Source organism: Streptomyces sp. NBC_01508, assembly GCF_045040315.1.
In the GTDB taxonomy this organism is placed as follows: domain Bacteria; phylum Actinomycetota; class Actinomycetes; order Streptomycetales; family Streptomycetaceae; genus Streptomyces.
Genome location: NZ_CP109419.1, coordinates 2,130,353 through 2,147,996, shown reverse-complemented (window position 1 = coordinate 2,147,996; position 17,644 = coordinate 2,130,353). Strand labels below are relative to the sequence as shown.

The 17,644-nt window shown below is 70.0% G+C and carries 14 protein-coding genes; 5 read left to right on the top strand and 9 right to left on the bottom strand.

The features are described from left to right. Positions 1-13: 13 nt before the first annotated feature. The gene (locus OG700_RS09670) at positions 14-628 is read right to left on the bottom strand and encodes a YceI family protein (RefSeq protein ID WP_405611821.1); all 615 of its coding nucleotides are present in this window, start codon (positions 626-628) and stop codon (positions 14-16) included. A gap of 733 nt (positions 629-1,361) precedes the next feature. Between OG700_RS09670 and OG700_RS09665 the strand changes: the two genes are divergently transcribed. Then, positions 1,362-2,945, top strand: a complete 1,584-nt coding sequence (locus OG700_RS09665) for an acyl-CoA carboxylase subunit beta (protein WP_405611819.1) — start codon at positions 1,362-1,364, stop codon at positions 2,943-2,945. Positions 2,946-3,020: 75 nt separating this feature from the next. Further along, the gene (locus OG700_RS09660; RefSeq protein WP_405611817.1) at positions 3,021-3,242 is read left to right on the top strand and encodes an acyl-CoA carboxylase subunit epsilon; all 222 of its coding nucleotides are present in this window, start codon (positions 3,021-3,023) and stop codon (positions 3,240-3,242) included. A gap of 181 nt (positions 3,243-3,423) precedes the next feature. Here OG700_RS09660 and OG700_RS09655 read toward each other — a convergent pair whose 3' ends face one another. From OG700_RS09655 to OG700_RS09620, 8 genes are all read right to left on the bottom strand, one after another. Further along, positions 3,424-4,005: an ATP/GTP-binding protein gene (locus OG700_RS09655; RefSeq protein ID WP_031229389.1), complete on the bottom strand. Its 582-nt coding sequence runs from the start codon at positions 4,003-4,005 to the stop codon at positions 3,424-3,426. Further along, a complete protein-coding gene (locus OG700_RS09650) occupies positions 3,986-4,666 on the bottom strand; it encodes a DUF742 domain-containing protein (protein WP_405611815.1) in 681 nt (226 codons plus the stop codon). Before OG700_RS09650 ends, OG700_RS09655 begins: the two co-directional genes overlap by 20 nt. Before the next feature lie 96 nt (positions 4,667-4,762). Beyond that, positions 4,763-5,176 (bottom strand): roadblock/LC7 domain-containing protein, encoded by a 414-nt coding sequence (locus OG700_RS09645; RefSeq protein WP_078079450.1) that lies wholly within the window; start codon positions 5,174-5,176, stop codon positions 4,763-4,765. Positions 5,177-5,186: 10 nt separating this feature from the next. Further along, positions 5,187-8,741 (bottom strand): nitrate- and nitrite sensing domain-containing protein, encoded by a 3,555-nt coding sequence (locus OG700_RS09640; protein WP_405611813.1) that lies wholly within the window; start codon positions 8,739-8,741, stop codon positions 5,187-5,189. Positions 8,742-9,080: 339 nt separating this feature from the next. Beyond that, positions 9,081-9,662 (bottom strand): ATP/GTP-binding protein, encoded by a 582-nt coding sequence (locus tag OG700_RS09635; protein ID WP_189282429.1) that lies wholly within the window; start codon positions 9,660-9,662, stop codon positions 9,081-9,083. Further along, positions 9,643-10,050, bottom strand: a complete 408-nt coding sequence (locus OG700_RS09630; protein ID WP_023538417.1) for a DUF742 domain-containing protein — start codon at positions 10,048-10,050, stop codon at positions 9,643-9,645. Before OG700_RS09630 ends, OG700_RS09635 begins: the two co-directional genes overlap by 20 nt. A gap of 109 nt (positions 10,051-10,159) precedes the next feature. Then, positions 10,160-10,573: a roadblock/LC7 domain-containing protein gene (locus tag OG700_RS09625; protein ID WP_023538416.1), complete on the bottom strand. Its 414-nt coding sequence runs from the start codon at positions 10,571-10,573 to the stop codon at positions 10,160-10,162. 9 nt (positions 10,574-10,582) lie between these two features. Beyond that, the gene (locus OG700_RS09620; RefSeq protein WP_405611810.1) at positions 10,583-14,491 is read right to left on the bottom strand and encodes a nitrate- and nitrite sensing domain-containing protein; all 3,909 of its coding nucleotides are present in this window, start codon (positions 14,489-14,491) and stop codon (positions 10,583-10,585) included. Between the two features lie 581 nt (positions 14,492-15,072). On the opposite strand from OG700_RS09620, the gene OG700_RS09615 reads away from it, so the two are divergent. The 3 genes from OG700_RS09615 to gltX all read left to right on the top strand — a co-directional run bounded on the left by OG700_RS09615 (position 15,073) and on the right by gltX (position 17,631). Further along, positions 15,073-15,249, top strand: coding sequence for a hypothetical protein (locus tag OG700_RS09615; RefSeq protein WP_405611808.1), 177 nt, complete (start codon positions 15,073-15,075; stop codon positions 15,247-15,249). 113 nt (positions 15,250-15,362) lie between these two features. Further along, on the top strand, positions 15,363-16,163 hold the full coding sequence (locus tag OG700_RS09610) for a fumarylacetoacetate hydrolase family protein (protein ID WP_405611806.1): 801 nt from the start codon (positions 15,363-15,365) through the stop codon (positions 16,161-16,163). Beyond that, the gene (gene gltX, locus OG700_RS09605) at positions 16,156-17,631 is read left to right on the top strand and encodes a glutamate--tRNA ligase (RefSeq protein WP_405611804.1); all 1,476 of its coding nucleotides are present in this window, start codon (positions 16,156-16,158) and stop codon (positions 17,629-17,631) included. The genes OG700_RS09610 and gltX overlap by 8 nt, the downstream gene beginning before the upstream one ends. Positions 17,632-17,644: the final 13 nt, after the last annotated feature.

The following is a 17,644-nucleotide window of genomic DNA, read 5'->3' as shown; positions in this document are numbered from 1 at the left end:
CCGTTCCGGCCGGTCAGGCGGTCTCGGGCTGGGTCTTGATCGCCGAGATGTCGAAGGCGAGCTTCACCTTGTCGCTGACCAGCATGCCGCCGGTCTCCAGCGCCGCGTTCCAGCTCAGGCCCCAGTCGGAGCGCGAGATCGTGGCGGTGCCCTCGAAGCCGACGCGCTCGTTGCCGAACGGGTCCGTCGCCTTGCCGTTGAACTCCAGGTCGATGCTGAGCGGCTTGGTGACGTCCTTGATGGTGAGGTCACCGGTGATGCGGTAGTCGTCGCCGCCGAGCTGTTCGGCGCTCGTCGAGCGGAAGGTCATCTTGGGGTACGTCTCGGCGTCGAAGAAGTCCGCGCTGCGCAGGTGGGCGTCACGGTCGGGGGCGCCGGTGTCGATGCTCTCGATGTCCACGTCGATGGACGCGGTGGAGTTCTCCGGCTTCGAGCCGTCCAGGCTCAGCGTTCCCTCGTGCTTGCTGAACGCGCCGCGGACGTTGGTGACCATGGCGTGACGCACGGTGAAGCCGATGCTGCTGTGCGACGGGTCGATGGTGTAGTCACCGGTCAGCGTGGCCAGCTCGGGGTTGACCGGCGCGGCGTCGGCGGAGTCGGAGTCGGACTTGCGGTTGAAGAGTGACATGTGTTTCTCCCGGGACGTTTTTGTTTAGCCTTCAAGTACGTTCACCGTAGACCCATCTCGTTCAAAGTTCAACATCTTCCGTCGATCAGGCGGGTCTGTCCGAAACCTTGCCCGAAACTCCACCCGTGCGCGCGCACGACGGTGCCCCGTCACCCCTCGGAAGGCGGGGGCGACGGGGCACCGTCGGTCCGGTTGCCGGAGTTCAGGAACCGACCGGCACGGTGAACCGCACCGGGTTCCCGTCGTGCGCCGCGCCCGAGACGTCCGGCTCGCCGTCCGGCTTGCCAGGTGTCCGGGACGCGTCAAGAGTTGCGGGTGAGTGCGCTCTCAAAGTTTGCGAGTCTTCACAACCTGACGTCACAACCTGACGTCACAACCTGACGTCACAACCTGACGTCACAACCTGACGTCACGGCCTGACATCACGACCCGACGCCGACCGCTCACCCACCACGCACCGGTCGCTCACCCACCGCCGTCCACATCGGCCCCGTCCGCCGCCCCGCCCCGCACGGTGACCGAGGCATGACCCCCGGTCGGCCACCGGGCCGACAGCGGGCCGACACGGCCGACACGGGTCGGCGTCTGGAGGAACCTCACAACCGCGAGGGCCGCCGGGCTGTCGAATCGGCCCGTGCCGACCCCGGTTCTGTCCAGCCCCACCAGGAATCCGGGCAGGAGACTGTGTGGAGTCGACGGCGGCTTTCGGCTCGGATGTTCGTAGGGTCGGTACATGACCGTTGTGGACCAGACGCCGAGTGAGCCCGTCGACGCCCGTGGGCGCGTGGCCGAGCTGCACTCGCTGCGGGGGCAGGCGCTGAGCGGGCCGAGCGAACGCGCGACCGAGGCGCAGCACGCCAAGGGCAAGCTGACGGCGCGCGAGCGCATCGCGCTGTTGCTCGACGAGGGCTCGTTCCGGGAGGTCGAACAGCTGCGCAGGCATCGGGCCACCGGCTTCGGCCTGGAGGCCAAGAAGCCGTACACGGACGGGGTGATCACCGGCTGGGGGACGGTCGAGGGCCGTACGGTCTTCGTCTACGCGCACGACTTCCGGATCTTCGGCGGCGCCCTGGGCGAGGCCCACGCCACCAAGATCCACAAGATCATGGACATGGCCATCTCGGCCGGTGCCCCGCTCGTCTCGCTGAACGACGGCGCGGGCGCGCGTATCCAGGAGGGTGTCTCGGCGCTCGCCGGTTACGGCGGCATCTTCCAGCGCAACACCAAGGCGTCGGGTGTCATCCCGCAGATCAGCGTGATGCTCGGCCCGTGCGCCGGCGGCGCCGCCTACAGCCCCGCCCTCACCGACTTCGTGTTCATGGTCCGTGAGACGTCGCAGATGTTCATCACCGGACCCGATGTCGTCAAGGCGGTCACGGGCGAAGAGATCACCCAGAACGGCCTCGGCGGCGCGGACGTGCACGCCGAGACCTCGGGCGTCGCGCACTTCGCGTACGACGACGAGGAGACGTGCATCGCCGAGGTCCGCTACCTGCTGGCGATGCTCCCCTCCAACAACCGCGAGAACCCGCCCACCGCCGAGTCCGACGACCCGGCCGACCGCCGCTCCGACGTGCTGCTCGACCTCGTCCCGGCCGACGGCAACCGCCCCTACGACATGCGCAAGGTCATCGAGGAGCTCGTCGACGACGGCGACTTCCTGGAGATCCACGAGCGCTGGGCCACCAACATCATCTGCGCGCTGTCCCGGCTCGACGGCCAGGTCGTCGGCATCGTCGCCAACCAGCCGCAGTCCCTCGCCGGCGTCCTGGACATCGAGGCATCGGAGAAGGCCGCGCGCTTCGTGCAGATGTGCGACGCCTTCAACATCCCGATCGTGACCCTGCTGGACGTACCCGGCTTCCTGCCCGGCGTCGACCAGGAGCACGGCGGCATCATCCGCCACGGGGCGAAGCTGCTGTACGCGTACTGCAACGCCACCGTCCCCCGGATCTCGCTCATCCTGCGCAAGGCGTACGGGGGTGCTTACATCGTCATGGACTCCCAGTCCATCGGCGCCGACCTCACCTACGCCTGGCCCACCAACGAGATCGCGGTGATGGGCGCGGAGGGCGCCGCCAACGTCATCTTCCGCAAGCAGATCGCCGAGGCCGAGGACCCCGAGGCCATGCGCGTACGCATGGTCAAGGAGTACAAGGCCGAGCTGATGCACCCGTACTACGCCGCGGAGCGCGGTCTGGTCGACGACGTCATCGACCCGGCCGAGACCCGCGAGGTCCTCGCCTCGGCCCTCGCGATGCTCCGTACGAAGCACGCCGACCTGCCGTCCCGCAAGCACGGCAACCCGCCGCAGTGAGACCGCGCCCGCCGGACGCGGTCCCCGCAGCCCACGCCGCAGCCCACCCGCCGAGAAGACGGAGACACGAGCCCGATGAACGATCCCGCCGGTTCCGCCGACAACTCCCTGCTCCGCGTCGAGAAGGGCCACGCGGGCCCCGAGGAGCTGGCCGCCATCACCGCCGTCCTCATGGCGCGCGCCGCGGCCCGCACCGACGCGGACGCAGCCCCGGCCCACCGGGGCCGCTCCACGGCCGGCTGGCGCCGCCTGGAGCGCACGCCGGGCTTCCGGGCCCCGCACAGCTGGCAAGGCTGAGCCCAGGCGCCCCAGCGGCCGTACAGCACCGCGAGAGCCCCGCACGGACCACCGTGCGGGGCTCTCGCGCTGACCGGCGGGGCCGGCCCGGCGCGCGTGCCGATGACGGCGGCCCCGCACTCCGAGGAGTGCGGGGCCGCCGCCGTTGTCGGTCAACTCCGGGCGCGTGGCCCGAAAACGCTTAACGAAGTCGTGCCATGAGTGCGTGTTCGACGAGGGTGATGAGTCCGCTCTTGGCGTCCGCGCGGTGTCGGGCGTCGGTGGTGATGATGGGGGTGTCGGGGCCGATCTGGAGTGCTTCGCGTACTTCGTCGGGGGTGTAGGGCTGGTGTCCGTCGAAGCCGTTGAGGGCGATGACGAAGGGGAGCCCGGAGTTCTCGAAGTAGTCGACGGCGGGGAAGCAGTCGGCGAGGCGGCGGGTGTCGACGAGTACGACGGCGCCGATGGCGCCGCGTACGAGGTCGTCCCACATGAACCAGAAGCGGTCCTGTCCGGGGGTGCCGAACAGGTACAGGATCAGGTCCTGGTCGAGGGTGATGCGGCCGAAGTCCATGGCCACCGTGGTGGTGGTCTTGTCTCCGGTGTGGGTGAGGTCGTCGATGCCGGCGGAGGCGCTGGTCATGACGGCTTCGGTACGCAGCGGGTTGATCTCCGAGACGGCGCCGACGAACGTGGTCTTGCCCACGCCGAATCCGCCCGCCACCACGATCTTCGCGCTGGTGGTTGAGCGGGCTGCACCGCCGCTAGAGCTTGCGAAGTCCACTGAGCACCCTTTCGAGCAGTGTCACATCTGGTTGACCCCCGGCGGTCTCGTCGCCGCCGGGTTGATGAATGGCGACAAGTCCGGCCTCCGCCAGGTCGGCTACGAGGATCCGGGCGACGCCCAGGGGGATGGAGAGCAGTGCCGAAATCTCGGCGACCGATTTGATCTCGAAACAGAGCCGGCAGATCCGCTGGTGCTCGGGCAACTGCCCTTGCAGCCTTGACGGATCGGCCGTTGTGCTGACCAGTGCCTCGATGGCGAGCTGGTACCGCGGCCGGGTCCGGCCGCCGGTCATGGCGTACGGACGTACCAACGGGTTGTGCGCGGCGTACTCCGGCTCCTGATGGCGCCTCGGCTGCACCGGCTGGATGTGGGGCGGCTGCTGACCGTACTGCGGCTGCTGCTGCCCCTGTCCGTACGACGGCTGTTGACCGTACGGCTGTTGCGGCCCCTGTCCGTACGACTGCTGCTGTCCGTACGGCTGTTGGGGCTGCTGATACGGCTGTCGCTGCGGATGGTACGGCTGTCCGCCGCCGTCCCGCCGCCCGCCCTGGCCGCCGTTCCCGCCCGGCGTGGAAGGGGAGTTGAAGTGGTTTCGGGCATGCTCACCCGGGACCTGTCGGCCACCGTCGTAAGGGTGTCCGCCTGGGGGTGTTGCCACCGTTTCCTCCTCCGACTCCCGATCGCCGGTAACTGTCCTGTGGAGTCGCGCCACCGAACCCTATGGTGCGGTGACGCGAAACGCACTGTCTGTCTGTTAGTTGAGAAGACTTCCCTGGAGTTCGGCGCGCAGGTCCGGTGTCAGCACCGTTCCCGCCCGGTCGACGAGCAGAGCCATTTCGTAACCCACCAGGCCGATGTCGGCCTCGGGGTGCGCGAGGACGGCCAGCGATGAGCCGTCGGAGATGGACATCAGGAAGAGGAACCCGCGGTCCATCTCCACCACGGTCTGGGTGACGGCACCGCCCTCGAAGATCCTGGAGGCCCCGGCGGTCAGCGAGGTCAGACCGGAGGCGACGGCCGCCAGCTGGTCGGCGCGGTCCCGCGGGAAACCCTCCGACATGGCAAGCAGGAGTCCGTCGGCGGAGACCACCACGGTGTGGGACACCCCGGGGGTGTGGTCCACGAAGTTGGTGATCAACCAGTTGAGATTCTGCGCCGCCTGGCTCATCGGGCTCACACTAACGCTCCTGGTTGTAGGTACTGCCCGGGCCTCGACCCGGTCCGTTCGTATCCGTCCCCGTGGTTCCCGCGTCGCCGCCGCTGCCCGTCCCCGCGTTGCGGCCCCGCTGGACGCCGCGCCGCAGGTTGCTCAGCCTGCCGCGGACATCCTCCGGCGCACGCGAGACCTGGGGGCCGTTCTGCGGCGTCGACTCCGCCGTTCCCTCGATCAGGTTGGCCTTGGGAACGCGCCGGGGGAGCCCCGACGGGGTGATCCCGCCGGCCTTGGGCTCGCGGAGCTTCTCGGCCCGCTGCCAGCGGTCGTCGTTCGTCGAACGCCAGTTGTCGGGGCCGTTCGCCTCACTCTGTCCGTTCTGCGGCTGCGGTTGCGGCTGCTGGTTGGCTGTCGGTGCGTACGTCTCGTGCGTCTGGTGTGCCTGGTGTGTGTCGGGGGCCGGGGCCTGCTGCTCGGCAGCCTGCGCCGTCCCCTCCGCCGTACCGGCCGAAGGGGAGGTCCGGCCGAAGAAATCGGCCCGGCCACCGCTGTCCTGACCGCTGTCCGGTCCGTTGCGCTGCCCGGCGTCCTCACCGGTGGGCTGCCACGACTCCGGCTTCGGAGGCTGTGCGCTGCCGCCACGGCGTGGCAGTCCCGCTCCCGTCAGTGTGTGACTGTTGCTCGGGGAGGGACCCGGACGTTCGAATTCTACGCGCTCCCCGGTGCCCGCCGCAGCGCCGTCGGAGGATTCCGATTCGGGCTGCCGCTCCGGCTCGTACCCACCCTGGTAGCCGACTTGGCCACTCCAGCCACCCTGGTCGGCCTGGGGGGCGAAGAGGCTGTCGTAGCCCGCCCCGTTCGCCTGCGGGGCCCCGTAGGCCCCTTCCGTATATCCGCCGCCCAGGGGGTCCTGCTGCTCCGGGTACCCGTCGGGCGTCTGATAGCCGTCGGGGGTCGTCCGGTATCCGTCGGGGGCGGCGTACGCGTCGTACCCCGCGCCCTCGTACGTCTGCTGGCCGCCCTCGGCCCCGCTCTGCGGGGAGGCGTAGCCGTTCTGCTCGTACGACGCCTCCTGCGGCGCGTACCGGCCGTCCGTCTCCTCGCGGTACCGCCCGTCCACCTGGTCGCCGTAGAGCGGCCTCTCGCCACCGGGCGGGGGCGCGGCGGCGCCGTTGCCCGAGCCGTTGTCACCGCCCAGCGCCGCGCGCCGCTCGTCGCGCCTGAGGGAACGGTTCACCGGGTCGAGACTGCGCGGATTCGCCGCCCCGTTCCCCGCCCCGTCCCCGGCCCCGTTGTCGTATCGGGAGTCGTCGAAGCCGAGTTCGGCCGCCGTCAGGATCGGCGTCGAGAACGCCCGCGCCTCCGGTTCGAAGGCCGGGGCCTGCTGCTCCGGAATGATCTGGGAGACCGTGAAGTCGTCCGGCGGTGGCGGCTGTTCGCCGCCGCCACCGTGGGTGATCGCGTCCGGGAGCATGACCAGCGACGTGGTGCCCGCCTGCTCGCCCGAGGGCCGCAGCTGCACCCGTACGCCGTGCCGGTCGGCCAGCCGGCCGACCACGAACAGGCCCATGCGCTGGGACACCGCGGCGTCCACCGTCGGCGGGTTGGCCAGCTTGTGGTTGATGTCGGCGAAGTCCTCGGCGGTGAGGCCGATGCCCTTGTCGTGGATCTCGATCATCACGCGGCCGTCAGGCAGCCGGGTCGCGGTCACCCGCACCTTGGTCTGCGGCGACGAGAACGTGGTGGCGTTCTCCAGCAGCTCGGCGAGCAGGTGCACGAGGTCGGTCACGGACTGGCCGTGGATGTCGGTCTCCGGCACGCCGGTCAGCTCGATGCGCTCGTAACTCTCCACCTCGGAGGCCGCGGCGCGCAGTACGTCGACCAGCGGCACCGGCTGGTTCCAGCGGCGGCCCGGCTCCTCGCCGGCGAGGACCAGCAGGTTCTCGCCGTTACGGCGCATACGCGTCGCGAGGTGGTCCAGCTTGAAGAGGTTCTCCAGCTGCTCGGGCTCGGCCTCGTGGTTCTCCAGCTCGGTGATCAGGGTCAACTGGCCCTCGATCAGCGACTGGTTGCGCCGCGAGAGGTTGGTGAAGATCGCGTTGACGTTGCCCCGGAGCATGGCCTGCTCGGCGGCGAGCCGGACGGCCTCGCGGTGCACCTGGTCGAAGGCGCGCGCCACCTCGCCGATCTCGTCCCTGGAGTCGATCGGGATGGGCTGGACGCGGGTGTCGACCCGGCCGGGCTCGGTACGCGACAGCTGGTCGACCAGCATCGGCAGCCGCTGCTCGGCGATACCGAAGGCGGCCGTACGGAGCCGGCGCATGGACCGGCTCATCTGCCGCGCCATCATCCCGGCCAGTACGAAGGCGGCCAGCAGGGCGATCAGCACGATCGCGCCGTTGATGACCGCGTCGTTCCTGGCGCTGTCGGAGATCTGCGCGGCGTCGCTGACGGCGTTGTCGACCAGGTCCTTCTCGATGATCGTGTAGCCGTCGAACTTGGCGGTCGTCGCGGCCATCCACGCAGTGGGGGTGACGCCGCGCTCCTCCAGCTGCGAGGGGCTGTCACCGGTGGCGATCGCGGCGACCATGCCGTCGACCACCGAGCCGTCCTGGGCCGGCGGGGCGATGAACTTCTGGCCCGCCGCCGCGGCCTGCTGCCGCGCCGTCGCGAGCTTCTTGGCGCCTTCGGTGGCCTGTTCGGCCATGATCTTCTGGAGCTTGGCCGTGTCCGCGTCCGTGCCGCCGGAGACGTACTCGGCGACCGCGATGTCCTCCAGGTAGGCGTACGAGGAGAACGCGATCGACTGGCCCGACCTGATCGCGGGCTTCTCGCTCGGCCGTACCAGCAGGTGCAGACCGATGGAGCGCTGGAGCGAGGAGGCGGCCTTGGAGAGCTGGACGGCGTAGACGGTGCGGCCGTAGCTGGTGATGTTGCCGGTGCCGAGGCCCAGTTCGTTGGAGAACTCCATGAGGGAGTGCTGGACCAGCACGTATCCCTCTTCGGTCGCCACCGGACCGCCGTTGCGGCCGGCCTTGTCGGGCGTCTCGACGCCCGCCGTGTAGGCGGTCTTGCGGATCGTCTCCAGCTTGGGCTCTTCGGCGCGGAAGAGCCGCAGCCGCCGCTCCAGGCCCTCGTCCTGCGGCATGGACTCGACGGCGCGGTCGAACGTGGCCTTCGCGGCGTCCGTGGTGGCCCTGGCGTCCACGACGACCTTGTCGTCGCGCTTGTTCGTCAGCAGGGGCCGGGCGGTGAGGTCGCGCTCGTTGAGCAGGGCCTGGCCGTACTCGGACGCGGCCCGTACGACGAGCGCGGTGCGCTCCGCGTCCTGCGCCTCCTGCCAGGTGTCGATGGAGCCCTTGACCTGGAAGCCGCCCATGACGAGGCCGACGAGCACGGGTATCAGGAGGATCGCGTTGAGCCGCGTCGGCACGCGCCAGTTGCGCGGGGACAGCCGACTCGTGCTGCCGGGCACCGGAGGCTTCCCTGGCGCGTCCGCAGGCGGCGCCGCTGTACGCCGCGGCGGGGTGAAGTTACCCCGCGCCGCCTGCTCCGCGGAGCTCGTCTTGCTGCGCGTCACTCGACCAACAACCTCTCGGCGTCGGCACCTACGTTGTGCCGTTTTTCGTTCAGGGCTGTACTACTCGGGAGTTCATCGAATTCCAGCACGTGAGGCGGTCCCGTTCCAAACAGTGGGAATCGGCCATTCCGAGTGGTCCATACCGCAGATAAAACGGGCATAAAGAACGAGCCCCGTCAAAAGACGAGGTTGATGTGAGCACAGCGATACCAGTCGAACGCGTCGGGTGTCCGAGCGGCGTGAATTCTCTCTCGAAACGTTATGAACACCGAGGTGGGCTATGTCCAAAGACACAGCCCACACCCGGTCCGGGCTACGGCAACTGCCGTACGCGGTCGTCTACTTGAGCCGCGCCATGAGTGCGTGTTCGACGAGGGTGATGAGTCCGCTCTTGGCGTCCGCGCGGTGTCGGGCGTCGGTGGTGATGATGGGGGTGTCGGGGCCGATCTGGAGTGCTTCGCGTACTTCGTCGGGGGTGTAGGGCTGGTGTCCGTCGAAGCCGTTGAGGGCGATGACGAAGGGGAGCCCGGAGTTCTCGAAGTAGTCGACGGCGGGGAAGCAGTCGGCGAGGCGGCGGGTGTCGACGAGTACGACGGCGCCGATGGCGCCGCGTACGAGGTCGTCCCACATGAACCAGAAGCGGTCCTGTCCGGGGGTGCCGAACAGGTACAGGATCAGGTCCTGGTCGAGGGTGATGCGGCCGAAGTCCATGGCCACCGTGGTGGTGGTCTTGTCTCCGGTGTGGGTGAGGTCGTCGATGCCGGCGGAGGCGCTGGTCATGACGGCTTCGGTACGCAGCGGGTTGATCTCCGAGACGGCGCCGACGAACGTGGTCTTGCCCACGCCGAATCCGCCCGCCACCACGATCTTCGCGGAGGTGGTCGATCGTGCCGCTCCGCCGCTAGAGCTTGCGAAGTCCACTGAGCACCCTTTCGAGCAGTGTCACATCCGGCGTGCCGCCGGCCTCTCCGTTACCCGGCTGGTGGATGGCCACCATGCCTGCCTCGGCCAGGTCGGCCACGAGGATGCGCGCCACACCGAGCGGCATGGACAGCAGTGCCGACACCTCCGCGACGGACTTCACCTCGCGGCAGAGATGGCAGATCCGCTGGTGCTCGGGGAGCAGCCCGGCGAGATGTGCCGGATCGGCCGTCGTGCTGACCAGTGCCTCGATGGCGAGCTGGTATCGCGGCCGGGTCCGGCCGCCGGTCATGGCGTACGGACGTACCAACGGCTGATCGCCTTCAAGTCCGTAGGACGCGTCGACTGAGGCGCCGTACGGATCGTGAGAGGCGGGTGGCGGGGTCATGAATCCTCCGGGCGTGACAGCAAGATGTCTTCGTGCCGTCTGACTGGGCCGGGGTGGGGCCGGTTGGCGGCCTGACGGTGTGTGGCGCTGTGGGCGGTACCTGGAAGCCTCAGTGGAGCAGACTCCCCTGGAGTTCGGCGCGCAGGTCCGGCGTCAGCACCGTTCCCGCCCGGTCGACCAGAAGGGCCATCTCGTAGCCCACCAGACCGATGTCGCAGTCGGGGTGTGCGAGCACCGCCAGTGAGGAACCGTCGGATACGGACATGAGGAAGAGGAACCCGCGGTCCATCTCCACGACGGTCTGGGTGACAGGCCCGCCCTCGAAGATCCGGGACGCCCCCGCGGTCAGCGAGGTCAGACCGGAGGCGACGGCCGCGAGTTGATCGGCACGGTCGCGCGGGAAACCCTCGGACATGGCCAGCAGCAGGCCGTCGGCGGATACGACCACTGTGTGGGACACCCCGGGGGTGTTGTCCACAAAGTTGGTGATCAACCAGTTCAGATTCTGCGCCGCCTGGCTCATCGGACTCAACTAACGCTCCTGCTGGTGAGAGGGGCCGAGGTTGAAACTGCCGGTCGTCGAGTTGTCGGCCGGACGGCCGCCAGCCTGACGACCCTGCTGAATGCCCCGGCGAAGGTTGGTCAGCCGGCCGCGTACGTCGTCTGGCGCACGCGAGACCTGCGGACCGGTCTGGTTGCTCTGCTCCTGCGCGGTTCCCGGTACCAGGTTGGCACGCGGGACCCGACGGGGCAGCCCTGAGGTGGTGATTCCGCCCGCGGCGGGCTTCTTGACCCGCTCGGCCTGGCGTACCAGCTCGTCATTGGGTGACGTGCGCCAGGAGGACGTTACGGCGCCGTTGCCGTTGGTGTTGCCGTTCGCCGGCTGTCGTTGCGGCATCGGGGGAGGAGAGGCCGCCGGCCGGTCCGGCAGCTCCTGTGGGGAGTGCTCCGCGGTCGGTGGCTGCTGCGCGGGTCCCTCGGGCTGCTCCGGCCGGCCCGAGCCGCCGCTCTGCTGCCCGTGGAACCAGTTCGTCTCCAGCGTGTCGAACAGCGGCGTACGGCCGTCGCCCGGCCCGGCCGGGGGCAGTGCCTCCGGCTGCGACTGCTGGGGAAGCTCGCCGATCGGCTGGCGCGGCGCGCCGAAGTCCGCGCCGTCCGGGCCGTTCTGGCCGAAGTCGGCTCCGTTCGGGCCGTTCTGGCCGAAGTCGGCTCCGTCCGGGCCGTTCTGGCCGAAGTCGGGACGACCCTGGCGCTGGTCGGCGCCCGGCCGACCCTGGCCGGGCGGCGGGGTCCGGCCGAAGAGATCGGGGTCCGGCGAGCCGGGCGCGGGGGCCGGCACCGGGGGACGGGGCGCGTTGAAGTCCGGGCGGGGGAACTGGGCCGTGGAGCCCTGTTCCTGCCAACCGCCATTGACGTCGCCCGAGTTGGGGACGGGATGGGAGCCGGTGTCGCCGTATCCGCTGCCGCCGTCGGTGGCACCGGGGCCGCTGTCCAGGTCCGGTCGTGGACCGTCGAAGTCAGGACGCGCGAACTCGGCCGTGGAGCCGGGCCCCTGCCCGGCCGACGCCGCCGGGAACTGACCGGTGGTCTCGGGCTCCTCGTGGCCGCGCGGGGCGTCCGGAGCGAAGCGCCGCGGCCCGGACGGCTGCTCGCCGCTGCCCCAGCTGGTGGTGCCGGGACGCTGCGGGCGCCGCTGCGGCTGCGGGTTGCCCCCCGGCAGCTCGGCGCGCGGTCCGCCGGGCGGCGGCAGCTGACGGCCGCGGTCGACCGGCGGCGGTCCGCCGGCCGGTCCGTTCGCACCCTGCGGGAACGCTCCGCGGTCGCGGTTGCCGGGGCCGCGTCCGTTCGGGCCGCTGGACAGGCTCTGACCGGGCCGGGCGAGCCGGCCACCGGCCTGCGGCACCGGACCCTGACCCGGCTGCGGACCGGCGCCGGGATCCGCCGGGGCGCCCGGACGGCCCGGCGCCGCCTGGTCGCGGGGGCTCGTGCCGAACAGGCTCGGACCAGAACTCTGGCCCCCTGGCTGGGGGTTCTGCGGCGGACCGGACTGCGGCCGGGTGGGCAGGCCGCTCTGCATCCCGCTCCTGGCCGGCAGCGCGGCGCGGGGCCCCGTACCGGCGCCGACCTGACCGCGTGACGGCGGAGTGGCGAGACGCCCGGCCCCGGCCGCGCCGCCCGCGAGCCCGGCGGCGATGCCGGACTGCTGGCCGCCGCCGAGGGCGCCCGGGCCGGCGGGCGACTGACCGCCCGCACCGTTGTGCCCGCCGACGCCGGGGCGCGGCGGCATTTTCTTGCCGCCGTTGGCGACATCGACCGGCAGCATGACCAGCGCGGTCGTGCCGCCCGAGTCGGAGGGCCGCAGCTGGATCCTGATGCCGTGGCGCAGCGACAGCCGGCCGACCACGAACAGACCCATACGGCGCGACACCGAGACGTCCACGGTGGGCGGCGAGGCGAGCCGTTCGTTGATCGCCGCCAGGTCCTCGGGGGAGAGGCCGATACCGGTGTCGTGGATCTCGACGAGCACACGCCCGTCGGGCAGCGCGTGACCGGTGACACGGACCTTGGTCTGCGGCGAGGAGAACGACGTCGCGTTCTCCAGCAGCTCGGCGAGCAGGTGCACGAGGTCGTTGACGACGCGGCCGGCGACCTCGGTCGTGGGCACCGAGGCCAGTTCGATCCGCTCGTACTGCTCCACCTCGGAGGCCGCGGCACGGAGCACGTCGACCAGCGGGACGGGGCGCGTCCACCGCCGGCCCGGCTCCTCACCGGCGAGGACCAGCAGGTTCTCGCCGTTACGGCGCATACGGGTCGCGAGGTGGTCCAGCTTGAACAGCGAGGACAGCTGGTCCGGGTCGGCCTCACGGGATTCGAGTTCGGAGATCAGCGACAGCTGACGCTGGATCAGACCCTGGCTGCGGCGCGAGAGGTTGGTGAACATCGCGTTGACGTTGCCTCGCAGCAGCGCCTGCTCGGCGGCCAGTCGGACGGCCTCGCGGTGCACGTCGTCGAACGCCGCGGCGACCTTGCCGATCTCGTCCCTGGAGTGCACACCGACGGATTCGACGGAGGTGTCCACGTCCTGCGGGTCGGCCTCGGACAGCTGCTTGACCAGCTCGGGCAGCCGGTCCTGGGCGACCTTGGTGGCCGTCTCCTGGAGGCGCCGCAGCGAGCGGATCATGGAGCGCGCGACGACGAAGGCGCCGACCAGTGAGACACCGAGGACGACGAGGATCAGCGCACCGTTGATGTACGCGTCCTGCTGCGACTTCTCGCGCAGCTGACGCGCCTTGTTCTCCATCTCACCCAGCAGCGTCTGCTCGATGATGTTCATCGCGTTGATCTTGGCGGACGCCTGGTCGGTCCAGTCCAGATACGAGCGGTTCGGCCGCCCCTGAAGACCACCGGAGATACCGAGCACCCGGTCCGCGTACTCGTCGGCGGCGTTGATCTCGGGGTTGCCCTTGCCGCTGAGCGGCGCCGTCAGCTCCTCGGCGTTGCCGCCCATCGACTCGTACAGCGCGTCGAAGGAGGCGAGGGCGTTGTCGCCCTTGGTGGACGCGGCCAGACCGTAGAGCCGGTCGTTCTCGTTGAGATCGCCCTTCTCCTTGGGGTCGGCGGGGAGCGCGGAGGCGATGATCGCGCGCTGGATCGACGCGTACTCCTTGGCGGAGGAGAAGGCCGCCAGGGCGCGGGTCCGCTTGATCATGTCCGGGTTGCTGGTGGCCTGCGCCATGTCCTGCGAGAGGCTGAGCAGCGAGTCGATGAGACCGCTGTACGCGTCGACCGTCAGGGAGTGCGTGGCCTCCGTGTCGTACGCGTCCTTGCGAATTTCCTGGATCTTGTTGACCTGGGTCGCGATCTGGCTGACGTTGGCGCGGATCGACTCCAGCGCCTGGTCGCCGTCGGTGTCCCCGATCTTCACGGTGGCGCCGAGGAACGCCTTCTTGGCCCGGTCCGTCTTGGTGCGACGGTCCTGGACCTTGAAGTCCTTGGGGTTCGCGCCGTTGGTGAGCGGACCCGCCGACTCGTCGCGCTCGGCCTGGAGCGCGGCGGCGAGGCTGGTCGCTTCCTTGGTCATCTCGGTCAGCAACTGCATGTGCTCCAGCTGCTGCATGTCCTTCATGGACTCGTTGATACGCAGTCCGCCCAGCGTGGTGGCCGCGACCACCGGCAGGGTGAGCAGTGCCACCAGACGGGTGCTGATGCGCCAGTTGCGCAGCGCTATTCGCGAACCCGCGTCGGTCGACGCCGACTTGGGCGCGGGGTTCGGGGTGTCGCCACCGGGCGCCGTACCGGACTGGGCGCCCCGGTCACCACCCTCGCCGGCCGGACCCTGACCCGGGTTCTGGGTGTGCTGGGGCGAGGAGCCGCGGTCGGTTCCGCCGCGGGGCTCCTGCTCCGCCGCAGCGCTGCTGTCCCTCTTGAAACGTCCCTGCACTAGCGTCGCAACCTCTGGACCAGGCGTCCCCCCGCGGAACGGCGGGACGGTGTCGGCGTCGTGGAGCGCGGAGTGCGCCCCAAGGTGGTCGTTGAGTGGCCGGCGATGCTCCCCTTCCCCGCATGCCACTCGGCGCCGCGTCGCGCCTTTACGCGCCGGTCTTGAAGAACCCGCGGCGGTGCGTGGAATTTCAGCACAGAGCAGGATCTCCAACAAGGGCCGCGTACCGGGCTGTGACCTACGTAACGCGTCGTGAGTGAGGGGTGACGATCAGTGGAAGCCGTTCAGGGAGGAAACGGACTTCCCGTCACGAGTCCCTTGCGGGCGAGGGTTGTCCCAGTCCTGATGATCAGGAGCGGAATGCAGGGTTCGGTAGTGCAATGTCCGTTTCCAGAGGACTCGACCACTGTCCGTGATGGGCGAATTGCCCGGCACGTCGTGAGCAAACTCACATGGAGATCACCGCAGCTTCCAGTCTTTCCCAGGCAATCACGTGTTTAGCCTGACGCTTTACAGAGATGGCATATTCGACAACCGGTGCGCCCTGGCACCCACAACCCCGACAAGGTCTGAAACAGCCGATGAAGACGACGAAGATGTTCCGCAACACCGCCAACCCCCGCCGCACCACGCTGGCGAACCTGGACGACGCCGGGGAACTCCTCCCGCCCGCGCAGCCGGAACACGCCGTCGATCTGCCCCTGCGCACGGCCAACCCGCGCCGTACGACGCTGATCGACGCCCCCCTCGCACAGTAGGGCACGCGCCCCGGCGCCCCCGCACCGCGTCGGCCGCCGCCCCCACCGCGCTAGCCTGGGACGCCAGTCTCCAGTCAGCCAGCCAGCAGCAAAGTGAGGGGCGACAGCATCCCGTGCGCATCGCCAGATTCTCCATCGACGGCAATGTCGCCTTCGGCGCGGTCGAGGAGGACGGCACCGGCGGTACGGCCGCCGGCCTCGTCCTCGACATCATCAAGGGCATTCCGTACGCCGACTTCGAGCTCTCCGGCACCAAGGTCCCGCTGAGCAAGGTCCGCCTCCTTCCGCCCGTGCTCCCCAACAAGGTCGTGGGCGTCGGCCGCAACTACGCGGCGCACGCGGCGGAACTCGGCAACGAGGTGCCCGAGACGCCGGTCGTCTTCTTCAAGCCGACCACCTCGGTGATCGGCTCCGGCGACGCCGTCGAGTACCCCTCGTTCTCCGAAGACCTGCACTACGAGGCCGAACTGGCCGTCGTGATCGGCCGGATGTGCCGCGAGGTCCCCCGCGAGCGCGTCAAGGACGTCATCCTCGGCTTCACCTGCGCCAACGACGTCACCGCTCGCGACACCCAGAAGCGCGAGAACCAGTGGGCCCGCGCCAAGGGCTTCGACACCTCCTGCCCGCTCGGCCCCTGGGTGGAGACCTCCCTCACCCTGCCGGCCGTCAGCGCCGGCCTCGCCGTCCAGTGCACCGTCAACGGCGAGCAGCGCCAGCTCGGCAGTACGAGTGACATGGTCCGCTCCGTGGAGGATCTCGTCGTCCACATCACCGAGGCCATGACGCTGCTGCCCGGCGACGTCATCCTCACGGGCACCCCCGCCGGGGTCGGCCCCCTCAGCGTCGGCGACGAGGTCGCCGTCACCATCGAAGGCATCGGCACTCTCACCAACAAGGTGATCAAGCGTGGCTAACGCGACCGTCCGCGTACGTTTCTGTCCCTCGCCGACCGGCAACCCCCACGTGGGCCTGGTCCGCACCGCCCTCTTCAACTGGGCGTTCGCCCGCCACCACGGCGGCACCCTGGTCCTGCGCATCGAGGACACCGACGCCGCACGCGACTCCGAGGAGTCGTACGAGCAGCTGCTCGACTCGCTGCGCTGGCTCGGCCTCGACTGGGACGAGGGCCCCGAGGTGGGCGGCCCGCACGCGCCGTACCGCCAGTCGCAGCGGATGGACATCTACCGGGACGTCGCCGACAAGCTGCTCGCCGCCGGCCACGCGTACCACTGCTACTGCACCGCCGAGGAGCTGGAGACCCGCCGCGACGCCGCCCGCGCCGCCGGCCGCCCCTCCGGGTACGACGGCCACTGCCGCGACCTGAGCGCCGAGCGGAAGGCCGAGTACGAGGCGCGGGGCCGCACCTCCATCGTCCGCTTCCGGATGCCCGACGAGCCGATCACCTTCACCGACCTGGTCCGCGGCGAGCTGACCTTCACCCCGGAGAACGTGCCCGACTACGGCATCGTCCGCGCCAACGGGGCGCCCCTCTACACCCTCGTGAACCCGGTCGACGACGCGCTGATGGAGATCACCCACGTCCTGCGCGGCGAGGACCTGCTCTCCTCGACCCCCCGCCAGATCGCCCTCTACCAGGCGCTGATGGGGCTGGGCGTGGCCCACTTCGTGCCGCAGTTCGGGCACTTGCCGTACGTGATGGGCGAGGGCAACAAGAAGCTCTCCAAGCGCGACCCGCAGGCCTCGCTGAACCTCTACCGCGAGCGCGGCTTCCTGCCCGACGGACTGCTCAACTACCTGTCCCTGCTGGGCTGGTCGTTCGCCGCCGACCAGGACGTCTTCTCCCGCGCGGAGATGGTCGGTGCCTTCGAGATCACCGACGTCAACGCCAACCCGGCGCGCTTCGACCTGAAGAAGGCCGAGGCGATCAACGCCGACCACATCCGGCAGCTGGACGTGAAGACCTTCATGGAGGCCTGCGCGCCCTGGCTGCGCGCCCCGTACGCCAACTGGGCGCCGGAGGACTTCGACCAGGCGGCCTTCGAGGCGATCGCCCCGTACGCGCAGACCCGCGTGACGGTGCTCTCGGACATCACGGCCAACGTGGACTTCCTCTTCCTGCCCGAGCCGGTCGAGGACGAGGCGTCCTGGGCGAAGGCGATGAAGGGCGACCCGGTGGCCCTGCTCACCACGGCCCGCGCGAAGCTGGCGGACGCGGACTGGTCGAGCGCCGAGTCCCTGAAGAACGCGGTCCTCGCGGCCGGCGAGGAGCACGGCCTCAAGCTCGGCAAGGCCCAGGCCCCGGTCCGCGTCGCGGTCACCGGCCGCACCGTGGGGCTGCCGCTCTTCGAGTCCCTGGAGATCCTGGGCAAGGACCGCACACTCACCCGCATCGACGCGACGCTGGCCAAGCTCGCGGCGTAGTCCTGGGTACGTA

What these genes read in the sequence shown, in the direction of transcription:
- OG700_RS09670 (WP_405611821.1), bottom strand. Translation starts at nt 628, where the DNA reads ATGTCACTCTTCAACCGCAAGTCCGACTCCGACTCCGCCGACGCCGCG.
- OG700_RS09665 (WP_405611819.1), top strand. Translation starts at nt 1,362, where the DNA reads ATGACCGTTGTGGACCAGACGCCGAGTGAGCCCGTCGACGCCCGTGGG.
- OG700_RS09660 (WP_405611817.1), top strand. Translation starts at nt 3,021, where the DNA reads ATGAACGATCCCGCCGGTTCCGCCGACAACTCCCTGCTCCGCGTCGAG.
- OG700_RS09645 (WP_078079450.1), bottom strand. Translation starts at nt 5,176, where the DNA reads ATGAGCCAGGCGGCGCAGAATCTCAACTGGTTGATCACCAACTTCGTG.
- OG700_RS09630 (WP_023538417.1), bottom strand. Translation starts at nt 10,050, where the DNA reads ATGACCCCGCCACCCGCCTCTCACGATCCGTACGGCGCCTCAGTCGAC.
- OG700_RS09625 (WP_023538416.1), bottom strand. Translation starts at nt 10,573, where the DNA reads ATGAGCCAGGCGGCGCAGAATCTGAACTGGTTGATCACCAACTTTGTG.
- OG700_RS09615 (WP_405611808.1), top strand. Translation starts at nt 15,073, where the DNA reads ATGAAGACGACGAAGATGTTCCGCAACACCGCCAACCCCCGCCGCACC.